We start from the raw sequence: 23220 nt of genomic DNA, 5'->3' as shown, positions 1-23220 counted from the left end.
GCCTCCAGCGTCCTGCGCTTCCGCCGTCAGGCAGCGCTATGCAATCTGGGCAGCTTGCACGGAACGCTGCGCCTGCAGCAAGGCGGCTGCTTCACGGGCGGCCACACGGCCTTCGTCGGTAGGAATCACCCAGATTTCCACAGAGCTATCCGGTGCGTGCACGGCATAGGCTTCCTTGCCTGTGGCTTCCTGGTTGCGCTGTGCATCCAGACGAATGCCCAGCCAACTGAGCCGCTCACACACATGCTCGCGCAGCACCGCATCGTTTTCACCAATGCCGCCGCTGAAGGCCAGCGCATCCAGCCCGCCCAGGCAGGCCACCAGCGCGCCGGTCTCGCGAATCACGCGGTGTGTGAACTGGTCAATCGCACGCTGGGCGTTTTCGCTGCCGTCGGCACGCAGCTTGCGCATGTCAGCAGAAATGCCGGACACCCCCAGCAGACCGCTTTGCTTGTAGAGCAGCTTTTCCATCTGCGCATAGCTCCAGCCCTGCTCCATCAGATACAGCAGCACACCGGCATCGAGCGAGCCGCTGCGCGTGCCCATCATCAGGCCATCGAGCGCAGAGAAGCCCATGGTGGTTGCCACACTGTTGCCCGCCAGCGCCGCGCACAGGCTGGCACCATTGCCCAGGTGCGCCATCACCACGCGGCCACGGCCACGGATGGTGCGCTCCTGCAGCACGGACATGATGTACTGGTAGGACAGGCCATGAAAACCATAGCGGCGCACCCCCTGGTCCTGCAGCGCCTTGGGCAGGGCAAAGGCATAGTCCACCTCAGGCATGGTGGCGTGAAAGGCTGTGTCAAAGCAGGCGATCTGCGGCAACTGCGGAAACGCCGCCCGGAACTGGCGAATGCCTTCCAGGTTGTGCGGCTGGTGCAGCGGCGCCAGTGAATTAAAGGTCGCGAGCTTTTCCAGCACTGCATCAGTCACCAGCACCGATGCCGTGAACACGCCACCACCATGCACCACACGGTGCGCAACGGCCTCGATGTCTGGTGCAGCTTCCAGACGATCGATCAGCGCACGCACTCCCTGCAGCGCTGCTGCAAACGAGGTGCTGCCAGCACTGACATTCAGTGGCTCGGTATGTTTTTTCCCCAGATACGCCCAGCTCATCATGGGTGAGCCCTGAGGCTCCAGCCCCTGGATGTTGCCGGACAGTACAAAGGGCTGCACCTGCCCGTCCTTGAGTGGGTGCAGGGAAAATTTCAGCGAGGAAGACCCCGCATTCACGGCAAGAATGGCCATTGTCAGACTCCCCTTCGGGTTCAACCCAGCTTCCAGGCGTTTTCGGCGCGCTGCTTGCGCTTTTCATGCGCTGCCAGCAGCGCCAGCACGCAGGATGCTACACGGGCGCGTGGACCATCGGCACGGCTGGTCAGCGCAATCGGCACATGGGCTCCCAGCACCAGCCCGGAGCCAGATGCATGCGCCAGATACTCGAGCTGCTTGGCCACCATATTGCCGCTTTCCAGATCCGGCACCATCAGAATATCGGCCTGCCCAGCCACTCCGGAGTCAATGCCCTTGATGCGCACCGCATCCATGGACACGGCGTTGTCAAACGCCAGCGGGCCATCGAGCTCACCGCCCTTGATCTGGCCACGGTCTGCCATCTTGCACAGGGCGGCAGCGTCCAGTGTGGAAGGAATGCTGGGGGTGACGGTTTCCACCGCTGAGAGGATGGCCACCTTGGGCTTTTCCGTGCCCAGCACGCGTGCAAAGTCGATGGCGTTCTGCACAATGTCCACCTTTTCCAGCAGGCTGGGGCGAATGTTGATGGCTGCATCGGTGATCAAGAGTGGTTTATCGTACAGCGGCACATCAAAGCGGAAGATGTGCGAGAGGCGCCGCCCCGTGCGCAGTGCCGGCTGAGCCAGCACGGCCTTGAGCAGCTCGTCGGTGTGCAGGCTGCCCTTCATCAGAATTTCCACATCCTGACGTGCTGCCATGGCCGCTGCCAGCTCTGCTGCTGCGTGGCTGTGCTCCACGGAAATGATTTCCACGCCGTCGAGGTTGATACCAGCTTCCTCCGCCACGCGGCGAATACGCCCCTCAGGACCAATCAGCACGGGAATGATCAGGCCATGGCGGGCTGAGTCCATGGCACCGCTGAGCGAGCCTTCATCGCAGGGGTGTACCACGGCGCAACGCACAGCCTCCAGCGACTGCACACGGGCCAGCAAGTCTTTCTGGCGTGCTTCGGGGTCAAACAGCTGGATGCGCGGCGCATCAATGCGCTGCACTTTGACTTTCTGGGTCGGTGGCATCAGCTTGGCTTCACCCTTGAGCACCACCTCGCCCTTCTGGTTGGTCACCAGACAGTCCATCTTGACGCGTTTTTTCTCGTCGTCCTTTTCCGCCACCGTGGCCAGCACCGTCAGGGTGTCACCGATACGCACAGGCCGGGTGAACTTCAGCTCCTGCCCCAGATAAATCGTGCCCGGGCCAGGGAACTGTGTACCAAACAGGGCTGAAATCAGGGCTGCGCCCAGCATGCCGTGGGCAATCACGCCATGGAACATGGTGCTGTCGGCATATTCTGCGTTCAGGTGTGCGGGGTTGATGTCACCAGACACCGCCGCAAATGCCTGGATGTCCTCTAGGCGCACTGTGCGCAGCAGGCGCGCACTTTGCCCCACCGTCAATTCGTCATAGGTGACGTTTTCCATCCATTTAGTCTCTGGTGCGTTCGTATGCATTCGGATGTTCTCCCTTTGTCTTTGTGTGGTGTGCGGATGACGGACTGCCCTGGCGGCATGGCCTGTGCAGTTTTCAGAATCAATCCACGGCGTGGACGCCACCGTCCACATAAATGGTCTGACCTGTCATGCCAGAGGCAGCGTCAGAGCACAGGAAAGCGCTGAGCTGTGCGATTTCTTCCAGCGTCACCAGACGCTGCAGCGGGGCCTTGGCCTGTGCTGTGGCCATGAGTTCGTCAAAGTCGGCAATGCCGGATGCGGCGCGCGTCAAGATAGGGCCAGGCGAGACCGCATGCACCCTGATGTTCTTAGGTCCCAGCTCCATGGCCATATAGCGCACCATGGACTCCAGAGCCGCCTTCACTGGCCCCATCACGCCATAGTTGGGCACGGCTTCATCGGCCCCCAGATAGCTCATGGACAGCAGGCTGCCGCCCTCAGGCATATGGAGTACGCAGAGCTTTGCCAGTTCAGCAAAGGAATGGCAGGAGACGCTCATTGCACGCGCGAAGCCTTCACGCGAGCTGTCCACCACATCACCGTGCAGATCTTCGAGTGGCGCCCAGGCAATGGAATGGATCACAAAGTCCAGCTTGCCGAACTTGTCTACCGCATGCTGCACCAGTGCTTCGAGCTGGCCAGGCTCTTCCACATTGCAGTTGACGAGATCCACGCCAATGGGTGATGTCAAAGGCTCTACCCACTTGCGGGCCTTGTCGTTCAGGCAGGCCGCCACGATGTCCGCCCCCAGTGCACGCGCCAGGGAGGTACATCCCCAGGCGATGGAACGGTCGTTGGCAATACCAAGCACCAGGCCTTTTTTGCCAGCCAGGCTGAACAGCGATGGAGAAATCATGGTTGAGGAATGCAAGAAGTTGGAAGAACTAGAGAAAGCGGCGCAGGTCTGCGCCAGCACATGGCACAGACCTGCATGGACGGCATATGCCCGGCACCACCGCTGCTGCGCAGCAGAACATACACAGGTGGTGTGACAGGCTGAATACGAGGAAGCGGCTCAGCAGGTCTTAATCGGCGTAGCGCACCATGACGTATTCACCCGGCGCATCGCACACCACCTTGTCAGCCTTGATGGGCTTGGCCTTGACGGGAGCGCCCGAGCGCTGCTTGATCCAGCGGTCCATGGCCTCCCACCATGAGCCCTGCACCACAGGGGTCTGTGCCACCCAATCGTCCGGATCGACCCAGCCCGCGCCATCTTCGACGCTGGCGATCTGGTAGCTGCGGCGCGGACGGCCAGGCTCTGACACGATGCCTGCGTTATGCCCGCCTGCCGCCAGCACAAAGCTAACGTGCGTATCTGTCTGCAGATGGATCTTGTAGACCGACTTCCAGGGTGAGACGTGGTCGCGCGTGGTGCCGACCACCATCATGGGCGCGTCAATATCCATCAGCGCCACAGTGGCCCCGGCAAAGCGGTACTGACCAGAGGCCAGCGCATTGTTCAGGAACAGCGAGGTCAGATACTCGTTGTGCATGCGGGCAGGCAGGCGTGTTTGGTCCGCATTCCAGCTCATCAGGTCAAAGCTGCTGTCTTCTTCGCCCATCAGATAGCGGCGTGTATTGCGGGACCAGACCAGGTCCTTGGAAGCCAGGAACTGAAAGGAGCCTCCCATCTGCTTGCCCGAGAGATAGCCCTGCTCATTCATGCGCTGGCGCAGATGGGCCAGTTGCTCTTCGTCGATAAACACGCCAAGCTCGCCGGGCTCAGAGAAGTCAGTCTGCGCCGCCAGCAGGATCACGGATGCCAGTTCCGGCAGATCGGCAGGAATCAGCGCCTGCTCCTTGGCCGTGCGGGTCTTCTTGCGCTTCAGACGCCCCAGCGCTGCCGCCACAATCGCCAGGAAAGTACCACCCAGACAGTAACCCATGGTGTGGATGCGGCTGGCACCCGTGTTGTCCTTGACGGCGGCCATGGCCTGCAGCACGCCAGTGCTCAGGTAGTCCTGCATCTTCAGATCACGGTCTGAGGCATCAGGATTGCGCCAGGAAATGATGAAGACAGTGTGGCCCTGCTCGACCAGGTACTTGACCATGGAGTTGTGCGGCGACAAGTCCAGGATGTAGTACTTCATGATGCAGGACGGAATGATCAGCACCGGCTCTGGCAGCACCTTGTCGGTGGCAGGGCTGTACTGGATCAGCTCGATCAGGTGGTTGCGGAACACCACCTTGCCCGGGGTGCAGGCCACGTCCTTGCCTACGGCGTAGGGCAAGGGCTCCAGCGCTTCTGCAGGCGTGTCTGGCCGGGCATTGCGTGCGGTTTCCAGGTCCTGCACAAACAGCTCCAAACCCTTGCGCAGGCTTTCGCCCTGCGTTTCCCGGGCCTTGGCCAGCACTTCGGGATTGGTCAGTGCCCAGTTCGAGGGGGACAGCGCGTCCATCCACTGCCGGGCAAAGAACTCCATGAGCTGGCGGTGGTGACGTGTCATGCCATCGACCTTGACGGCTTCGCGCCACCAGCTGTCTCCGGCCTTGAAACTTTCCTTCATCACGCTGCAGGGCCACTGCTGCCAGGCAGCGCCCTTAAAGCGTGCATCGCTTTCTCCTGCGGGCTGTGCCGTAGACTTGGCCGCCTGCTGCACCAGCTGTGCAGCGCGCTGCGCAAGCAGCATCTGCTTGCCAGGGGAAGAAGCCAGATGCAGCCACCAGTCTGCGGTGGCCAGCCCCAGGGCAATGGGCGACAAGCCCATGGTCATATGGCTCATGGCCGCTCGTACTCGGTCATCCAGGGCCTGCGTCGCTTCTGTCTGCGAATCAGTTTGTATGTTTTCGACTACCACTTTGTTCCCATTGCAAAGTTACAGCTTGTCTCGTCTTTCACTTGCATTCTCAGGAAAAGTGGCATTTCTGCCAAATGCGAACCCGCCAATCTTGATATCCATCAAGACCGCAAAACCACAGCCTGCGCGCGTTGCATGGCAGAACACCCGCCTAAGCCCATCTTTGCGCCTCAGCCAGCACCATATGCGCCGCTTTTTCACCGAGCATGATGCAAGGCGCATTGGTGTTACCGCTGGTAATGCGCGGAAAGATGGAAGCATCCACCACACGCAGCCCTTGCACGCCATGCACGCGCAGCTGGTGATCCACCACATCCTGTGGCCCGGGCCCCATGCGGCAGGTCCCTACCGGGTGGTAGATGGTGTCGGCATACTGGCGTACCCAGTCTGCAATCTGCTCAGACGTCTGCGCCGCTGCGGAAGCTGGCAGCTCTCTGGCACCATGACGGGCCAGCGCTGGCTGCGCCAGAATGCGCCGCACGATCTGCACGCCACGCACCGTGCGCTGCAGATCATCTGCATCCGCAAGAAAGTTCGGGTCTACCGCTGGCAGCGTCAGCGGGTCTGCACTGCGCAGGCGCACCGTGCCCCGGCTGCGCGGACGCAGCACGCAGACATGGCAGGAGTAGCCATGGCCCCGCACCGTCTTGCGCCCATGGTCAAGCAGTTTGGCCACCACAAAATGCAGTTGCAGATCAGGCAATGCTTCTTCGGGGCTGCTGCGCAAAAAAGCGCCGGCTTCTGCAAAATTGCTCGTCAAAATACCCGTGCGGTGACGCCACCACTCCCATGCGCCTTGCGCCAGATGCCAGCCGCCAGACAGCGACAGACCAAACGACTGCGTCAGCTGCGGTGCATCCAGCACCAGCGTAGCGTCCAGGTGGTCATGCAGATGACTGCCCACACCCGGCAAATCATGTACCGGCGCTATACCGACTTCCTGCAGATGCGCTGCCGGGCCAATGCCCGAGAGCATCAGCACCTGTGGTGACAGCAAGGCACCCGCGCTGAGTAGCACTTCACGCCGCGCATGCACGCTGTGGCGCACGCCGCCACGCACATACTCCACACCCGTGGCGCGCAGGCCCTGATCGCTGTGCTCCAGCACGATGCGCAGCACCTGTGCGCCCATGCGCACATGCAGATTGCGACGGTGCAGATGGGGCGTCAGATAGGCCTTGGCAGCGCTGCAGCGCTCCCCGCTTTTTTGCGTGACCTGATACAGGCCCACACCTTCCTGGCTGGCGGCATTGAAATCCGTGTTTGCGGGAAAGCCTGCCTGCACACCAGCTGCCACAAAATCCTGGCTCAAGGGGTTGGGCTGCTGCAGATCGGCCACGTTCAGCGGCCCGCCCTGGGCGTGAAATGCATCGGCACCACGCTCCTGGTGTTCGGCCTTGAGAAACCAGGGTTTGACGTCTTCCCATGCCCAGCCCGGATTGCCCTGTGCCGCCCACCAGTCAAAGTCTTCGGGCTGACCACGCAGGTAGATCATGGCGTTGATGGAGCTGCAGCCTCCCAGCCCCTTGCCACGTGGCTGATAGCCCACGCGGCCGCCAAGCCCCGGCTGCGGCACGGTTGCCATGGACCAGTTGAAATGCCCGGTCTTGGCCAGCCCGGCCAGCCCGCCCGGGCATTGCAGCAAGGCGGAATCATCGGCACCACCTGCCTCCAGCACGCAGACCTGATGCAGACCCGATTCACTGAGCCGCCCCGCCAGCACACTGCCTGAAGAGCCTGCACCAATCACGATGTAGTCAAATGCTTCTCCCATGTCGCCCCCCTGATGAACAAGACGCTTACGTTACGCATTCTGTCAATGTCTTGGGATACCATCTTTCACGCATACCAACCACAAAGGGAGATAGAACCGTGAGTATTCAGACCGTAGGTATCGTAGGTGCAGGCACCATGGGCAATGGCATTGCACAGGCATGTGCAGTCGCAGGCATTCCCGTGGTGATGGTGGACATTTCCGAAGCCGCCGTCCAGAAAGGGCTGGCCACCATTGCTGGCAGCCTTGACCGCCTGATCAAGAAGGAAAAAATCACGGCGGCCGACAAGGACAAGGCGCTGTCGCTGATCAAGACCTCCACCAGCTACGACGACCTCAAGGCCGCACAGCTGGTCATTGAGGCCGCCACGGAAAACTACGACCTCAAGGTCAAGATCCTGCAGCAGCTCGACAGCCTGCTGGCCCCTGAGGCGCTGATGGCCTCCAACACTTCTTCCATCTCCATCACCAAGCTGGCAGCCGTCACCCAGCGTGCGGACAAGTTCATCGGCATGCACTTCTTCAACCCCGTGCCCATGATGAAGCTGGTGGAGATCATCCGTGGCCTGCAGACCAGCGATGCCACACATGATGCGGTCAAGGCGCTGGCGGAAAAGCTGGGCAAGACACCGATTACCGTCAAGAACGCGCCCGGCTTTGTGGTCAACCGCATTCTGGTGCCCATGATCAACGAGGCCTTCTACGTGCTGGCCGAAGGCACGGCCACGCCCGAAGACATTGACGAGGGCATGAAGCTGGGCTGCAACCACCCCATTGGCCCACTGGCACTGGCCGACATGATTGGTCTGGACGTGTGTCTGGCCGTGATGGAGGTCTACCTGGAAGAGTTTGGCGACAGCAAGTACCGCCCCTGCTACCTGCTGCGTGAAATGGTGGCTGCTGGCCGTCTGGGCCGCAAGACGGGCCAGGGCGTCTACACCTACTAAGTCCATACCCAGCGTGCCGCACAGTGGCATGCCCAACCAAGCGCCAGCCGCAGCCTTGCTGCCTGGCGCTTTTTTGTCATCCTTGCCTACAGCAAGGTCTGGCACGGCGTCTTACATTGCTCCTCATCCCATGAACGGCACGGCTTGTGTGCCGTTGGTTTTTTCAACTTGCATAACCCAAGGAAATGCCATGACCCAGCAACTGGACAAAGTGCTCTACACCGCACGCACTCACACCACCGGAGGACGCGAAGGCGCGGCGCGCAGCGATGATGGCAGGCTGGACATTCAGCTGTCCGCCCCCGGCAGCAGCGGCACGGGCACCAACCCCGAGCAGCTGTTTGCTGCAGGCTACTCCGCCTGCTTCATTGGTGCACTCAAGGCCGTGGCTGCACGTCAGAAAATCAGCCTGCCGCAGGATTTGTCGGTCGATGCCGAGGTCGATCTCGGCCCCGTCGGTCAGGCCTATGGCATTGCCGTGCGCATGACCATCCGCCTGCCAGGCATGGACCATGCCCAGGCACAGCAACTGGTGGATGCAGCCCACGAGGTCTGCCCCTACTCCAATGCCACGCGCGGCAATGTGCCCGTAACGCTGACGGTGGCTTGAGGCCTACGGCTGCAGCAGCGCCTCTGGCTCGGCCACGTACTGCTGCGTAGCCAGGTCAAACCGGCCTTCAAAGTACAGCGGCCCGGCAATATCGCTGCTGCGATAGCGCGCCAGCCACAGCGCGTCGGCCTGCGCAGCATGCAGCGGCCCATCGGGCACGCTGGATTGCAGGGCCTGCAGCGCCTCTGCCAGTGGCAGGCGCCGGCCGTAATGCCCCAGCGTGATGTGCGGCACATAGTGCCAGCCGGGGTAAGGCGTGCGCGCCATCAGTGCCTCATGTGCGATGTGCAGCGCAGGGCTGTGCGATAGCGCAAGATACGGGACGGTCGAAAAACTGCCCACGCCCTGCAACTGCCAGGCAAAAGGCGGCAGCTGCGCTGCCTGCAGGGCCTGCACATCGGCAAGCAGCTGCGGCAGGCCAAACTCAGCCTGCGTATCTGCTGCATCGCGCGGCATCAGCCCACGGTAGGCCAGCGTGATATGCGGCTGGCGTGCATAGCGTGGCAGCAGCCAGGGCCGCAGCGCACTGCGCGCTACCTGCACCAGCGCCTGTACCCGGGGCGCTTCAGCACGCACCACCCAGACCCCACACCAGGGGCGACCCTGGTGCCACTCGGCAAAATCGCGATCCTCACAGACTTCGGTATGGGCAATCGTTGGCATACATGCAGATGACGGAGCAGGCGCTGCACCTGCATAAAAAACCATAGCTTGCAGCGCTTGCAAATGCTTGATTTCAGATAAAAATCACTCTGAAATCAATATTAATCAAGCGCTAAAAGCTATCTTTAAAAGAGCAAACCGGGTAATTCCCAGTATGCCCTGCAAGCTTAACGCCAGTTAGACGCGCCACCATGGCGGCATGAAACTGGCCCTGTTCTCAGACATCCACAGCAATCTGCAGGCGCTGCAGGCCTGCATGGCCCACGCACAGGCGCAAGGTGCCACCCAGCTGGCCTTTCTGGGCGACATGGTGGGCTATGGCGGCGAGCCCACCGCTGTGCTCGACACCATCATGCGGGCCGTGCAGGCGGGTGCCTGGGCGGTGCGCGGCAACCACGACGATCTGGCCCTGCTCCCACCCAGTCAGATCCAGCACGTGGGCGAACAGGGCGCGCTCTGGACCCATGCCCAGCTCAGTCCGGCGCACAAGGATTTTCTGGCGCAGCTGCCGCTGCTGAGCCAGCACGAACACCTGCTGCTGGTGCATGCCAGCGCCCACCATCCCGAGCGCTGGCCCTATGTGGACAGCAGCCTGATGGCCGAGCGCAGCATGGCGGCCGCCAGCGATATGGACATCAACATCCGCTACGTCTTCAGCGGCCATGTGCACCAGCAGGCGCTGTACTACCTCACGCCCACGGCCAAGCTCATGCGCTTTGTGCCGCAGCCTGGCGTGCCCATTCCCGTGCCCGCACACCGGCAATGGCTGGCCATCGTGGGCTCCTGCGGTCAGCCGCGCGACGGTGATGTGCGCGCGATGTATGCCATGTATGACAGCCAGGCCGCCACCCTGACCTTTCACCGCGTGCCCTACGACCATGGCGCTGCCATGCAGGCCATCCGGCACAGCGAGCTGCCCAATGCCTTTGCCGACCGTCTGGAGCAGGGGCAATGAAAAAGCTCACGCCGGGCACGGAGATTGACGGCTTCATCATTGACGACTGCATCCACGCAGGCGGCATGGCCCACATCTACAGCGTGCGCTATGCGCAGCCCAAGGCCGCATCACCGGGCTTTCCGATGGTGATGAAAATCCCGCGCATGACAGCCGGTGACGGGGCGGAGAACATCGTCAGCTTTGAGGTAGAGCTGCAAATCCTGCCTGCGCTGCACGGCCCCCATGTGCCGCAGTTTGTGGCCGCAGGCGACCTGCTGCGCGTGCCCTACATCGTCATGGAGCACATGGCGGGCCAAACACTGCAGCACTGGCTAGATCAGCCACAGCCCCTGCCCATAGAAACGATTACCCAGCTGGGCACGGCCATGGCCCAGGCCGCCCACAGCCTGCACCAGCAAAACTGCTGCCACCTGGATCTGAAGCCCGGCAATGTGCTCATTCAGAACAGTGGCAATGCCGTACTGCTGGACTTTGGCCTGTCCTGCCACGCCCACTACCCGGATCTGCTGGCCGAAGAGCTGCGCAAGGCCGTCGGTTCCCCTGCCTGGATAGCCCCTGAGCAAATCGTGGGCGTGCGCGGCGATATCCGCAGCGATATCTTCGCCATCGGCGTCATGCTCTACGAGCTCACCACCGGCGAGCTGCCCTTTGGAGCACCCACCACCCAGGCCGGTCTGCGCCAGCGCATGTGGATGGCTCCCACACCACCGCGAGCGCTGCGCGCCGATGTGCCGGACTGGCTGCAGGAAATCATTCTGCGCTGCCTGGAGCCTGAAGCCGCACAGCGCTACCCCAGCGCGGCGGAACTGGCCTTTGACCTGAGCCACCCGCAGCAAGTGCCCATCACCCAGCGCGGCCTGCGGCTCAAAGGCATTTCCTTTTTCGGCAAGCTGCGCCGCTGGCTCAGGGCCGCTGGCATGGAATACCACCCCAGTCCCTTGCCCTCGCAGCAGGCGGCGGACGTGCCCATCCTCATGGTGGCCGTGCCGCACAAGGATGTGACCGATGCCACACTCTACAGCCTGCGCCAGGCCGTGGCGCGCTCGCTGTCCACGCGGCCGGGGGCGCGGCTGGCGGTGGTGACCGTCATTTCCCCTGCTGCCAGCAGCAGCACGGACAGCAGCCGCAGCGAAACCGCCCTGCACCGCATGCACCTGGCACAACTCAAGCAATGGGCGCAGGGCCTGGAAACCGGGGGACACGGGGTGAGCTACCACGTGCTGGAATCCGGTGATGTGGCGCAGGCCCTGGTGCGCTACGCAGAGGGCAACAACGTAGGACTGATCATCATGGGTGCCGCCACCCACGGTCTGCAGCTGCAGCGCTGGATTGCTACCGTACCCATGCGCGTGGCACGCGATGCGCCCTGCACCGTCATCCTCATCAAGCAGCAGCTGCCTTTTGCTGCACTGCACCGGGTCAACACTTCATATCCTGAAAATTAGAACAAGCGTCTTTTTTTGGCACGCCGCCCGAAATTCACTTTTTTCTTTTTGGGAGCAACGACCTATCGCAAAAACATCAGATTTTTTTGCATTCATTTGCAGTCACAGCGTTCGAAATGTGAAATTTTTTGTTACAACAACGGGATGCGTATTGCTGTTCTAGACGACGATCCCATTTTCCTCAAGCTGGTGGAGGCGACCATTCATCAGATGGGCCATGCCACCATCCTGTTTGAAACAGGAGAAGACCTGCTTCGCGTCATGCGCCGCGAAAGCTTTGACCTTCTGATCGTTGACTGGCTGCTGCCAGGACTGAGTGGCATTGAGGTGGTTCGTGCACTGCGCGAAGCCGGAGGCAGCAAGCTGCCTATCCTGTTTGCCAGCCAGTGCAATGAGGAAAAAGACATCGTCGCCGCCTTCAATGCCGGGGCGGATGACTTCATGACCAAGCCTTTGCGCGTGCAGGAGCTGATGGCACGCGTCTCCGCGCTGATGCGCCGTGCCTATCCCGATGTATCCACCATGCGTCTGGACTTTGACCCTTATCGCCTCGAGCCACACACCCGCACGGTCTATCTCAAGGAACAGCCTATTGAACTCAAGCACCGTGAGTACGAGCTGGCGGAATTCCTGTTCCAGAACTGCGGTCGCCTGCTCTCGCGCAGCCACCTGACCGAAGCGGTCTGGGGCAGCACGTCCCCTTCCCCATCCCGCACGCTGGACACCCATGCCTCGCGGCTGCGCACCAAACTCCAGCTGGGCCAATACCATGGCCAGGGCAGCATTTACCAGCTCAGTGCCATCTATGGGCTGGGCTATCGCATGGAGCTCCTGCCTGCGCCCGAGATGGCACAGGCCACCACTGCCAGTTAACGGCCGTCAATTGCGCTGGCACTGTGGCTTTGCGTCACGCGCCTTGGCCGTGCAGCAGATAATGCTGCAGGCCGTGCAGCACCTGTGGACTGCAGCCTTTCAATGCCAGCATCTACCCCGCAGGGCCTGGCTTTTCACCCGTCTTCATGACTGGATATGCAGCACCAAAGCTCCACGTTCCGCAAGCGCTTCGCGCTGAGCCTGACTGCCAAAATCGTGCTGCTGGTCAGTGCCGTGGGCATTGCCTTTGCACTGATTTCCGCCTATGCCACCAGGCAGATTCAGCGCATTGAAGTCCAGTACCGCGCTCTGCTGCAAACACAGTCCGCCGCCAAGCATGAAGTCGGCATGCTGTACCAGTATCTGAGCGATGCGTCCACCCTGATCTATGAAGTCCTCACCACCGGTGACATGGAGCAGGCCTTTGTGGCCAAGGAGCGCCTGCATCAGCTGCAGCAGGCTTTCGACCAGGACGCACAGGACATCCAGCGCATGACACAGGGCCACACTCCCAGCCTGGAAGCCGTCACCACACAGGCGCAGCGTTTTTTTGCAGCAGGCCATCACTCCCTTGACGCCTATTTGCAATGGAATATTGACCGCCCGCTGCACATCCTGGCCCAGGAGCTGTCCCCGACCCTGAGGCAGCTGCGCCATGAAATGGAGAGTCTGCGCCAGCAGACCGATGCCTATTTCGAGCATGCCTCCCGCACGCTGATTCAGCAGACACAGCACACACTGAGCCTGACCAACTGGACTGGCTGGCTCAGTGTGCTGCTGATCTTCGCTTACGCCGCATGGCTGGCATGGCACAACATTTCACTGCCTCTGCGGCAGCTCACGCACAGCATGCAGCGCATGAGCCGGCAGGAATACCACATTCCCATTCATGGCCAGGAGCGCCATGATGAAATCGGCACCATGGCGCGCACCCTGCAGGGCCTGAACACGGCACTGCAGCAAGCACAGGCGCTGCAGGCACAGCTGCAGCAGCAACAGCAGAAAAACCTGCTCATCGAGCAGCTGCAGGCACTGACCAGTGCACTGCCCGGCGCCGTCTTCCAGGTGCATCTGTTTGCCGACGAGTCATGGCAGCTGCGCTTCGTCAGTCCGCAGTGGACACACCTCATGGGACTGGAAGCCGATGCAGATCACAGCATTGAAGCCGCATCCCACTACTTTCGCCACTACGACCAGCAAGTGATGGCGCGTATCAAGCAGCACTTTCTGAACAGCGCCAAGACCCTGCAGCCCGTGAATTTTGAGGTATCCATGCAGATGCTCGACGGCGTCAACCGCTGGATCAAGACCCGAGCCAATCCGCATGTGGAAGCCGACGGCAGCATTGTGTTCAACGGCGTCTGGCTGGACGTCACCAAAGAAGTGATTCAGGCCCAGGCCCTGAACAAGGCCAAGCGCCAGGCCGAACAAAGTGCGGCGGAGCGCACGGCCATGCAGGCAGCCATCAGCCATGAAATTCGTACACCGCTGAATGCCATTCTGGGCCTGACGCAGCTGTTGCTGAAGGCAGAGCTGCCGCAGACGCAGCGCGAACAGCTGTACAACGTGCTGCGCGCCGGACAGCACCTGCGTGGCATCGTCAATGAAGTGCTGGATTTCTCCAAGATCGATGCTGGTCAGCTCAAGCTGGAGAGCACCGACTTCAGCCTGGAGACGGTGGTGCTCGACGTGTTGAGCATGTGCCAGGAAGAAGCCAGCAAAAAGGGGCTGACACTGCACTACAAGATCGCGCGCGAAGTGCCCGACAGCCTGCGCGGAGATCCGCACCGCATTGCGCAAATCCTGCTGAACTACGTCAACAACGCCATCAAGTTCACCGCCAGCGGGCATATCGACATCACCATACGGCTCGACCCCGGCAGCAGCCTGCACCGCATCATGCTGCACGCCAGCGTGAGAGACACTGGCCCCGGCATTCCTGCCGACCATATTCCGCTGCTGTTCGAGGCCTATCAGCAGGCTGACAACTCCATCACGCGCCGCTACGGCGGCACAGGACTGGGTCTGGCCATCTCCCGTGCGCTCGCCCAGCTCATGGGTGGCACAGTGGGGGTGCAAAGCACCGTAGGAGCGGGCAGCAACTTCTGGTTCACGGCCGTGCTGGAGCCTGCACGCAGCATCGTGCAACGCACGCCCGCAGCGCAGGCGCCAGCGCATGCCATCCCTATGGACTGGCAGGGCCTGCGGGTGCTGGTGGTCGATGACAACGCCCTCAACCGAGCTGTGGCCGAAGGCATGCTGCATGCCATCGGCCTGCAAACCGATGTGGCGGAAGATGGTGCGCAGGCGCTGATGAAGCTGCAGTCCTTCGGCCCACAATACTTCAGCTGCGTGCTGATGGACATGCAGATGCCACACATGGACGGTATCAGCGCCACCCGCGCACTGCGGCAGCTGCCAGGATTTGAGCACTTGCCCGTCATTGCCATGACGGCGCATACCGCAGTGCAGGATGTAGAGCGTTCGCTGGCAGCAGGCATGAATGCCCATCTGAGCAAGCCCCTGCTGGAATCTGCGCTGCACACCGTGCTGCAGGAATGGCTGGGAGCGGCTGCACGGCCCAGCTCTATGGATGAGATGCGCACCTGCACGCAGGCCGATACGCTGCCACCGGTCTTTGATGCCTCCGCCATGGATGCGCTGGCACAGTTGTTTGATACCACCAAGCTGGAGCAGCTGGTGACCCAGTTCACCACCGACACACTACAGCGCGCAAGACAATTGCCGCAGCTCGCACAGCAGCACGACTGGCAGTACATGCATGCAGAAGCGCACAAACTGACGGGCACGGCCGCCACTTTCGGGTTGATGCAGCTGGGGCATTTTTCCAGCGCACTGTCTGCGGCCCTGAAAGAGGGTGATACCGCCCAGATCGAAGCTCTGGCCAGCCAGGCCTGTGCAGCAGCAGAAGCCGGGGTGACAGCACTCGAAGGCTATGGCAGCGCCTAAACAGACGATGCGCCTGCTGGCACGAAGATCATGTGCCGTGCGCCGTCAGCACATGCCGCGGATACGGCACTCCGGCACCACATTGCCTTGCGCATCACGCCACTGCACAGCGCCCGGGGCGGAGGTGGCAGGCTGCGGCTGCTGTGGTGCTGCAGATTCCGGCACCGCTTGCTTCTGAGGGGCTGCATGCGGGTCATGCAGCACGGTGGATGTGCCCACACCTGCTCCCACGTGTGCGCCACCACCGACGGAGGTGGAGACACCTACACCCGCATTGCCAGTCACCTGTCCCCGCTGGTTCACGCCCACACCCACGCCGACCGGGCCCACACCCGTGCTGACACCAGCAGAGACTCCACCTGTTCCCATGCCCACGCCGACGCGAAATGGCCCCACAGGCACACCTACCCCGACACCCGCCGAGGTTGCGCACCCCGCCAGCAAGCTGCCAGCCATCAAAGTCAGAAACAGTGTTTTCATGCCTGCCATTGTCCGCCGCTCGCCTTCCCTGCACAAATTGCGGGCACTTTCACCTGCCATCATCTTCACAAAAGATAGCTTCCTGCGCTTGCTGCATAAGCGCTGAAGCCATTTTTTATGCATAAAAAAGCCCCAGCACCTGCAGCACTGGGGCGATGGTCACACAGCGATCAAGCTCAGACCAGCAAGGCGTTCACACGCTTGACGTAAGCGGCAGGATCTTCGGGGATACCACCTTCGGCCAGCAGCGCCTGGTCAAACAGGATGTGCGCCAGATCGTGGAAATGCACGCTGCCGTCCAGCTTCTTGACCAGGGCGTGCTCGGGGTTCACTTCCAGCACAGGCTTGGTCTGTGGCACGGTCTGACCGGCCTGCTTGAGCATGCGGGCCAGCTGGGTGCTCATGCCGTCTTCGGTCACGACCAGGCAGGCGGGCGAATCCACCAGACGGGTGGTCACGCGCACGTCTTCGGCCTTGTCCTTGAGCGCTTCTTTGAGCTTGGCCAGCACGGGCTTGAAGGCTTCGGCTGCTGCTTCGGCGGCTTTCTTCTCGGCTTCATCCTGCAGCTTGCCCAGGTCTACCGCGCCCTTGGCCACAGACTGCAGCGGCGTGCCGTCAAAGTGCGTGAGATAGTTCAGTGCCCACTCGTCCACACGGTCGGTCATGAGCAGGACTTCAATGCCCTTTTTCTTGAACACTTCCAGCTGGGGGCTGTTCTTGGCGGCAGCCAGAGTTTCGGCGGTGATGTAGTAAATCGCCTCCTGGCCTTCCTTCATGCGTGCCTTGTAGTCGGCCAGCGAGACGGACACGGTGTCCGACGTGGTCGATGCAAAGCGCAGCAGCTTGGAGATGCGCTCCTTGTTGGCGAAGTCTTCGCCCAGGCCTTCCTTGAGCACCGCGCCAAACTCGGCGTAGAACTGGCTGTACTTGCCTTCCTTGGCCTTGTCTTCTTCGCTGACCACATCGGTCACACCCTCGGCATCGGTGGCGGCTTCATGCTTGTCGTGCTTGGCCAGGTCTTCCAGCATGGACAGCACGCGCTTGACCGAGCCATCACGGATCAGCTTCACATCACGGCTTTCCTGCAGCAGCTCGCGGCTGACGTTCAGCGGCAGGTCGGCCGAGTCAATCACGCCCTTCACAAAGCGCAGATAGCCAGGCATCAGCGCATCGGCATCGTCCATGATGAACACGCGCTTCACATACAGCTTCACGCCCGCTTTCTTGTCGCGGTGGTACAGGTCAAACGGTGCCTTGGCAGGGATGTACAGCAGCTGGGTGTACTCGGTGTTGCCTTCGACGCGGTTGTGGCTCCAGGTCAGCGGGTCGTCATAGTCGTGGCTGATGGCCTTGTAGAACTCCTTGTACTGCTCTTCGGTGATGTCCTTCTTGGCGCGGGTCCACAGGGCGCTGGCCTTGTTGACGGTTTCCCATTCGCCGGTCTTGACCATGCCACCAGGCTGATCGTTCTCGCCGTCCTTCCACTCTTCCTTTTCCATCAGGATGGGCAGGCTGATGTGATCGGAGTACTTGTTGATGACTTGCTTGAGCTTCCAGCCATTGAGGAATTCTTCGGCATCGTCACGCAGATGCAGCGTAATGCTGGTGCCACGCTCGGCGCGCTCGATCTGCTCGACTTCAAAGTCACCCGTGCCACCGCTGATCCAGCGCACACCTTCAGATGCTGGCAGCCCTGCACGGCGCGACTCCACGGTGATCTTGTTGGCCACGATAAAGCCCGAGTAGAAACCCACGCCGAACTGACCAATCAGCTGGGCATCGCTCTTCTGGTCGCCGCTGAGCTTTTCCATGAAGGCCTTGGTGCCACTCTTGGCAATCGTGCCCAGGTTGTCGATGGCTTCCTGCTGGCTCATGCCAATGCCGGTGTCGGCAATGGTGATGGTCTTGGCGTCCTTGTCGAAAGACACGCGCACTTCCAGATTGGGCTGGTCGCCATAGAGGCTGCTGTCGTTCAAGGCTTCAAAGCGCAGCTTGTCGCAGGCGTCCGAAGCGTTGGAGATCAGCTCACGCAGAAAGATCTCGGGGTTGGAGTACAGCGAGTGGGTCACCAAATGCAGCAATTGCGCCACTTCGGCCTGGAAAGAATGGGTTTGCTTGCTCATGTTTTTATCAGTTGCTGTCAGAAGTGAATACCAAATTGCAAAGCCAGACATCTGGCACAGGCTGGCATGTGGGGCCCCAAACCACCATTTCAAGAGCACCACAGGGCAGCCCAAAGACAATACTTGCAACCACACCACAAGAACCTAAAAAAGAATTGTTCTTACTCAGGAATACAATTCGCCCGCCCCGCAATTGGGTGGGGCATTCACCCTGAAATTTCTCATGTCCAACGCCCCAAAAACATCTAACAAAGGCGTGCACAGCGAACTGACCTCCCTGCAAGTGGCTTTGGCCACAGGTCTGTGCATTGCTGGTGCCACTGCTTTTGCCCAGGAAACTGCCACCCTGTCGACTGTGACGGTGACGGATAGTGCTGCCCCCAGTGTCAAGAGTGATGAAGCTGTCTCCAGCAAATTCACAGTTCCGTTGCTGGACGTACCGATGACCGTCAATATCATCAATGACATCGTCATCGAAGAAACTGGGGCAACCAACCTGCAAGAAGCGCTACGTACCGTTCCCGGCATCACTTTTGGCAATGGTGAAGGCGGCAACCCCACTGGCGACCAGCCCTTCATCCGTGGCATGGATGCTCAGTCCAGCACCTTTGTGGATGGCATGCGTGACATCGCCGCCGGTTCGCGCGAAGTGTTTAATCTGGAAGCGATCGAAGTGGTCAAGGGCGCCGACTCGACCTATGCCGGCCGTGGTGGTGCAGGTGGCTCTATCAATATGAGCACCAAGAAAGCCAAGGATGGAGACTTCATCCATGGTGAAGTAGGCTTGGGCACTGACAGCTACAAGCGCACTACGCTGGACTTCAACCGCAAGCTGAACGACACGACAGGTTTCCGTCTGAATGCCATGGCACATGACGCCGATATACCTGGCCGCGACGGCCCTACCAATAAGCGCTGGGGTATTGCACCGACCATCACTTTTGGGATGGGTACGCCCACGGAAGTCACGCTGGGATGGCAGCATCTGCAGACCGATGACATCCCAGAAAGCGGTATTCCTTATCTGTACGGCAACAACAAGCAAGGATCAACCACGGAAACTGCGGCCGGAACACCCTCAGTCTCTACCCTCCCTGGCGGCAGCAACGTACGCCCTACCTATGGCAACAGCCGTAAAAACTGGTATGGACTGGTTGACCGAGATTTCAGCAAAGAAAAAAGCGATCTCTTCACTGCCAGCGTGGAGCACAAGCTCACTGAAACCAACAAGTTCCGCAATACGCTGCGCTACAGCAAATCCAAGCAGGACTACCTCTGGACACAGCCCGATGACAGCAAAGGCAATGTGCTGAATGGTTATGTATGGCGTCGTGGCAATGCCCGCAGCGCCGAAGTCACCACCCTGCAGAACGTGGCGGAATTCACAGGCAAGGCCCAGACTGGCGATATCGGTCATAGCTTCGCGGCAGGCTTGGAACTGTCCAAGGAAAAGTCAGATGCCCGTGCTGCCGCAGTGCAAACTGGCGGCACATGCAACGCGGTGAGTATGTGGTGTGCTTCGCTGAATAGCCCAGATATTCATACGCCCTGGACTGGCAGTTACACCCTGCCTACACAAGCCACGCGCAATCAGATCGACACGATTGCACTTTATGGTTTTGACACTATTGAGTTGAACAAACAGTGGTTGCTGAACGCAGGCCTGCGACTTGACCACTATAAGCTGCAAGCTTCCGGGCCGGCAGGTGGTCGTGCGCCCAACACATATCCAGCCTACGATCTGGAGCGCACGGATACTTTGTTCAACTACCAGGTGGGCGTGGTCTACAAGCCAGCGTCCAACGGCAGCATTTACGCCAATCTGAGTACATCTTCTCGCCCGGGCGGCTCGACGCTGGGCAATGGCAATGAAGATTTGACGACCAACACCAATGAGCAGGCAGATCTGAGCCCAGAAAAGACGCGCTCTATCGAGTTTGGAACAAAGTGGGATTTACTGAATAAGAAGCTGGGGGTGACTGCCGCAATTTTCCGCAACGAAGTCACCAATGTACGCATCACCGAAAACGGTGAAACCTACATGGGAGGCAACAAGGTGGTCAATGGCCTGGAGTTGGGATTCAACGGCCAAATTGCCAAAAACTTCAGCTTGTTTGGTGGCTATACCTACATGGATAGCAAACAAAAGGACATGGGCCAAGACAATATCGCCAACGGCCTGCCCTTTACCAACACGCCTAAACACAGCTTTACATTGTGGAGCAGCTACAAGCCCAGCCAGAAGCTGACACTGGGCCTTGGCATCTACACACAAAGCTCTGTCAATGCTGCTTATGTGCGAGCCAACGATGGCGGCATCGTCACCAAGGGGGCCAGCGGCTATGCCCGCTATGACGCCATGGCCAGCTACCAGTTCAACCCCAATCTGGCACTGCAAGTCAACGTCTACAACCTGACAGATAAGGTGTACTACAGCGGCGTGCGCTCTACGCACTATGCGACCATCGCTCCCGGCCGCTCTGCCGTTGCCACCCTCAAGTTCACTTACTGAGGACTGTGAGCCAGGCCTAGATTGACCTAGGGCGTGTTCACATAAAGCTTGGGAATTCGCGTTGAAGGCTTGGGGATGGGCTGCTAGGCGCGGTGGCGCAGCAATGCCGAGCGCCTTGCCAGCCGCCGCAACAACGCAGACCGCCCCAAGCCTTCAACCCCATTTGTGATTTCAATATCAGGGGCAGCCACGACAAGGCCGCCCCTGCTTTGTTGCCCGTCTTGCGCGGGTGTCCACCCACGCTGCACCGTGCGTCGCGCATTGACGGCCTTGTCGTGGCTGCGCGAACCCAATGTTTACGTGAACACGCCCTAGGCAGACAGCGCTGAACAAAGCCCCGCCAGCACCTGCTGCAGCGGGGCTTTTCCATACATACTGCATGCCATGGCTGTGTGATGTGCATGCTTTGTTGAAAAAGGTTGAGCCACCATGATGCTCCGAATCCCCGCCCTCCTCACCCCTGAAGAAGTTCGCGAATGTCGCCAGGCCATGGAAGCGGCCGACTGGCAGGATGGCCGCACCACGGCGGGACATCTGGCGGCCAGGGTCAAAAGCAATCTGCAGTTGCCCGTTGACAGTCCGCTGGCGCAGAAGATGGGCACCCTGATTCTGGACAAACTGTCGCGCAACCCACTGTACCTGTCTGCAGCGCTGCCGCTGCGTGTGCTGCCTCCGCGCTTTAACCGGTATGAAGGTGGCGGCACTTATGGCAACCACATTGATAACGCGCTGTTTGTGATTCCGGGCACAGCCATCAAGGTGCGCACCGATGTGTCCACCACCGTCTTCTTCAGCGACCCCGACGAATACGAAGGCGGCGAGCTGGTCGTCGAAGACACGTTTGGCCACCAGAGCGTCAAGCTCGCGGCAGGCGATGCCATTCTCTACCCCGGCACCAGCCTGCACCGCGTCAACCCGGTCACCCAGGGCACGCGCTATGCCTCGTTCTTCTGGACGCAAAGCCTGGTGCAGTCCGACGAGCAACGCCGCCTGCTGTTTGACCTGGACCAGTCCATCCAGCAGCTGACTGCGGACTGCCCTGATCACCCCAGGCTGTCTGCGCTGTCCGGCACGTATCACAACCTGCTGCGCATGTGGTCGCAGGCCTGATGGAGCACACCATGCGCAACGCCCTGGGTGAAGCAGTACGCGCCGCACACACGCAGATTCCGGCAGACATCCGCTGCGCGGCGGATTACGAACGCCATGCCATTCACCACATCGAGGCACAGGCCTGGCAGCACATCCAGAGTGGTGCCGACCAGAACCTGACGCTGTCGCAAAACCGCGCGGCACTGGATGCGCTGCGGCTGGTTCCGCAGCCCGTGGCCGATCTGCGCCACGCCCATACCCGCATCGAGCTGCTGGGACAGACGCTGGCCAGCCCTCTGCTCCTGGCCCCTGTGGCCTACCAGCGGCTGGTGCACCCAGAAGGTGAGCTGGCGACCGTCCGCGCTGCCATGGCCTTGCAGACGGGTATGGTGGTGAGCACGCTGTCGAGCTTTACGCTGGAGGAAATTGCACAGGCGGGGCAGGCGGCTGCCACGGAAATGGGCCACAGCACGCCACGCTGGTTCCAGCTCTACATGCAGCCTGCGCGTGAGCACAGCCTGCAGCTGATCCGCCGTGCAGAAGCTGCGGGCTACACCGCCATCGTCTGGACGGTGGATGCCTCCATCAAACGCTCTGGCTTTGCGCTGCCGCATGGCGTGGAAGCGGCCAATCTGCGCGGCATGCCCAGCACGCAGCACACCCCGCCTTTGCTGGGGCCGATTCTGTTTGGCACCCCCCTCATACAGCAGATCCCCACCTGGGTTGACCTGCGCTGGCTGCGCGCCCAGACACAGCTGCCCATCATCGTCAAAGGCATTCTGTCGCCCGCACAGGCGCAACAGGCCGTGGACCTGGGGGCGGATGCGCTGATCGTTTCCAACCACGGCGGCCGCGTGCTGGATGGCGTGGTCAGCCCCATCGAGGTTCTGCCCGCGATCGCACAGGCCGTGCAAGGTCAGGTGCCGCTGCTGCTGGATAGCGGTGTGCGCCATGGCACAGACGTGGTCAAAGCGCTGGCGCTGGGTGCCAGCGCCGCGCTGATTGGACGCCCGCAGCTGTATGCGCTAGCCACCGCCGGACTGGTTGGCGTGGCCCACCTGCTGCACCTGCTGCGTGCCGAGCTGGAACTGACCATGGCCCAGCTGGGCTGCGCCACCGTGGCCGACATCACGCCCGCAGTGCTCTGGCAGCAGCGTTAAAGCATCTGCAATAAAAAAGGGAGCTGCTTGCGCGCCCCCTTGCTTGTTTTCAGATAACTTTCATGCTGAATTGCTTATAAATTCAGCGCTGGCAGCTCTCTTTT

Annotated in this window: 17 protein-coding genes; 9 read left to right on the top strand and 8 right to left on the bottom strand. The window is 60.7% G+C overall.

All coding sequences use genetic code 11. The features are described from left to right. Positions 1-36: 36 nt before the first annotated feature. The 5 genes from B5M06_RS07395 to B5M06_RS07375 all read right to left on the bottom strand — a co-directional run bounded on the left by B5M06_RS07395 (position 37) and on the right by B5M06_RS07375 (position 7283). A complete protein-coding gene (locus B5M06_RS07395) occupies positions 37-1254 on the bottom strand; it encodes an acetate/propionate family kinase (protein ID WP_054065937.1) in 1218 nt (405 codons plus the stop codon). A 20-nt stretch (positions 1255-1274) separates the two neighbouring features. After that, positions 1275-2708: a bifunctional enoyl-CoA hydratase/phosphate acetyltransferase gene (locus B5M06_RS07390; protein WP_054065938.1), complete on the bottom strand. Its 1434-nt coding sequence runs from the start codon at positions 2706-2708 to the stop codon at positions 1275-1277. Between the two features lie 79 nt (positions 2709-2787). Beyond that, positions 2788-3564, bottom strand: a complete 777-nt coding sequence (gene fabI, locus B5M06_RS07385) for an enoyl-ACP reductase FabI (protein ID WP_054065939.1) — start codon at positions 3562-3564, stop codon at positions 2788-2790. 169 nt (positions 3565-3733) lie between these two features. After that, a complete protein-coding gene (locus tag B5M06_RS07380) occupies positions 3734-5509 on the bottom strand; it encodes a PHA/PHB synthase family protein (protein ID WP_275886665.1) in 1776 nt (591 codons plus the stop codon). Positions 5510-5660: 151 nt separating this feature from the next. After that, entirely contained in the window at positions 5661-7283 is a 1623-nt protein-coding gene (locus B5M06_RS07375; protein ID WP_054065940.1) for a GMC family oxidoreductase, read from the bottom strand. Positions 7284-7381: 98 nt separating this feature from the next. Here B5M06_RS07375 and B5M06_RS07370 point away from each other — a divergent pair, with 98 nt between their 5' ends. Together B5M06_RS07370 and B5M06_RS07365 are read left to right on the top strand one after the other, a co-directional pair. Then, on the top strand, positions 7382-8230 hold the full coding sequence (locus B5M06_RS07370) for a 3-hydroxybutyryl-CoA dehydrogenase (RefSeq protein ID WP_054065941.1): 849 nt from the start codon (positions 7382-7384) through the stop codon (positions 8228-8230). A 190-nt stretch (positions 8231-8420) separates the two neighbouring features. After that, positions 8421-8840: an organic hydroperoxide resistance protein gene (locus B5M06_RS07365; RefSeq protein ID WP_054065942.1), complete on the top strand. Its 420-nt coding sequence runs from the start codon at positions 8421-8423 to the stop codon at positions 8838-8840. 3 nt (positions 8841-8843) lie between these two features. On the opposite strand, the gene B5M06_RS07360 is transcribed toward B5M06_RS07365, so the two are convergent. After that, a complete protein-coding gene (locus tag B5M06_RS07360) occupies positions 8844-9503 on the bottom strand; it encodes a 2'-5' RNA ligase family protein (protein WP_054065943.1) in 660 nt (219 codons plus the stop codon). Positions 9504-9702: 199 nt separating this feature from the next. Between B5M06_RS07360 and B5M06_RS07355 the strand changes: the two genes are divergently transcribed. The 4 genes from B5M06_RS07355 (at position 9703) to B5M06_RS07340 (ending at position 15749) form a co-directional block, all read left to right on the top strand. Further along, on the top strand, positions 9703-10458 hold the full coding sequence (locus B5M06_RS07355) for a metallophosphoesterase family protein (protein WP_054065944.1): 756 nt from the start codon (positions 9703-9705) through the stop codon (positions 10456-10458). After that, positions 10455-11906 (top strand): serine/threonine protein kinase, encoded by a 1452-nt coding sequence (locus B5M06_RS07350; RefSeq protein ID WP_054065945.1) that lies wholly within the window; start codon positions 10455-10457, stop codon positions 11904-11906. Before B5M06_RS07355 ends, B5M06_RS07350 begins: the two co-directional genes overlap by 4 nt. Positions 11907-12050: 144 nt before the next feature. Beyond that, on the top strand, positions 12051-12779 hold the full coding sequence (locus B5M06_RS07345; RefSeq protein ID WP_054065946.1) for a response regulator transcription factor: 729 nt from the start codon (positions 12051-12053) through the stop codon (positions 12777-12779). Positions 12780-12935: 156 nt separating this feature from the next. Continuing rightward, the gene (locus B5M06_RS07340; RefSeq protein ID WP_054065947.1) at positions 12936-15749 is read left to right on the top strand and encodes an ATP-binding protein; all 2814 of its coding nucleotides are present in this window, start codon (positions 12936-12938) and stop codon (positions 15747-15749) included. Between the two features lie 45 nt (positions 15750-15794). Here B5M06_RS07340 and B5M06_RS07335 read toward each other — a convergent pair whose 3' ends face one another. Both B5M06_RS07335 and htpG read right to left on the bottom strand, forming a co-directional pair. Then, entirely contained in the window at positions 15795-16229 is a 435-nt protein-coding gene (locus B5M06_RS07335; protein ID WP_240184017.1) for a hypothetical protein, read from the bottom strand. Positions 16230-16405: 176 nt separating this feature from the next. Beyond that, positions 16406-18352 (bottom strand): molecular chaperone HtpG, encoded by a 1947-nt coding sequence (gene htpG / locus B5M06_RS07330; RefSeq protein ID WP_054065949.1) that lies wholly within the window; start codon positions 18350-18352, stop codon positions 16406-16408. A 223-nt stretch (positions 18353-18575) separates the two neighbouring features. Between htpG and B5M06_RS07325 the strand changes: the two genes are divergently transcribed. From B5M06_RS07325 to B5M06_RS07315, 3 genes are all read left to right on the top strand, one after another. After that, positions 18576-20864, top strand: coding sequence for a TonB-dependent receptor (locus tag B5M06_RS07325; protein WP_054065950.1), 2289 nt, complete (start codon positions 18576-18578; stop codon positions 20862-20864). Between the two features lie 429 nt (positions 20865-21293). Continuing rightward, a complete protein-coding gene (locus B5M06_RS07320; RefSeq protein ID WP_054067184.1) occupies positions 21294-21974 on the top strand; it encodes a Fe2+-dependent dioxygenase in 681 nt (226 codons plus the stop codon). A gap of 11 nt (positions 21975-21985) precedes the next feature. Continuing rightward, the gene (locus B5M06_RS07315; protein WP_205245380.1) at positions 21986-23116 is read left to right on the top strand and encodes an alpha-hydroxy acid oxidase; all 1131 of its coding nucleotides are present in this window, start codon (positions 21986-21988) and stop codon (positions 23114-23116) included. The last annotated feature ends 104 nt before the right edge of the window (positions 23117-23220 follow it).

The sequence above is a fragment of the Comamonas kerstersii genome, assembly GCF_002056725.1.
In the GTDB taxonomy this organism is placed as follows: Bacteria; Pseudomonadota; Gammaproteobacteria; order Burkholderiales; family Burkholderiaceae_C; genus Comamonas; species Comamonas kerstersii.
The sequence above is the reverse complement of the archived record's forward strand: the minus strand, read 5'-3'. Positions and strand labels throughout refer to the sequence as shown.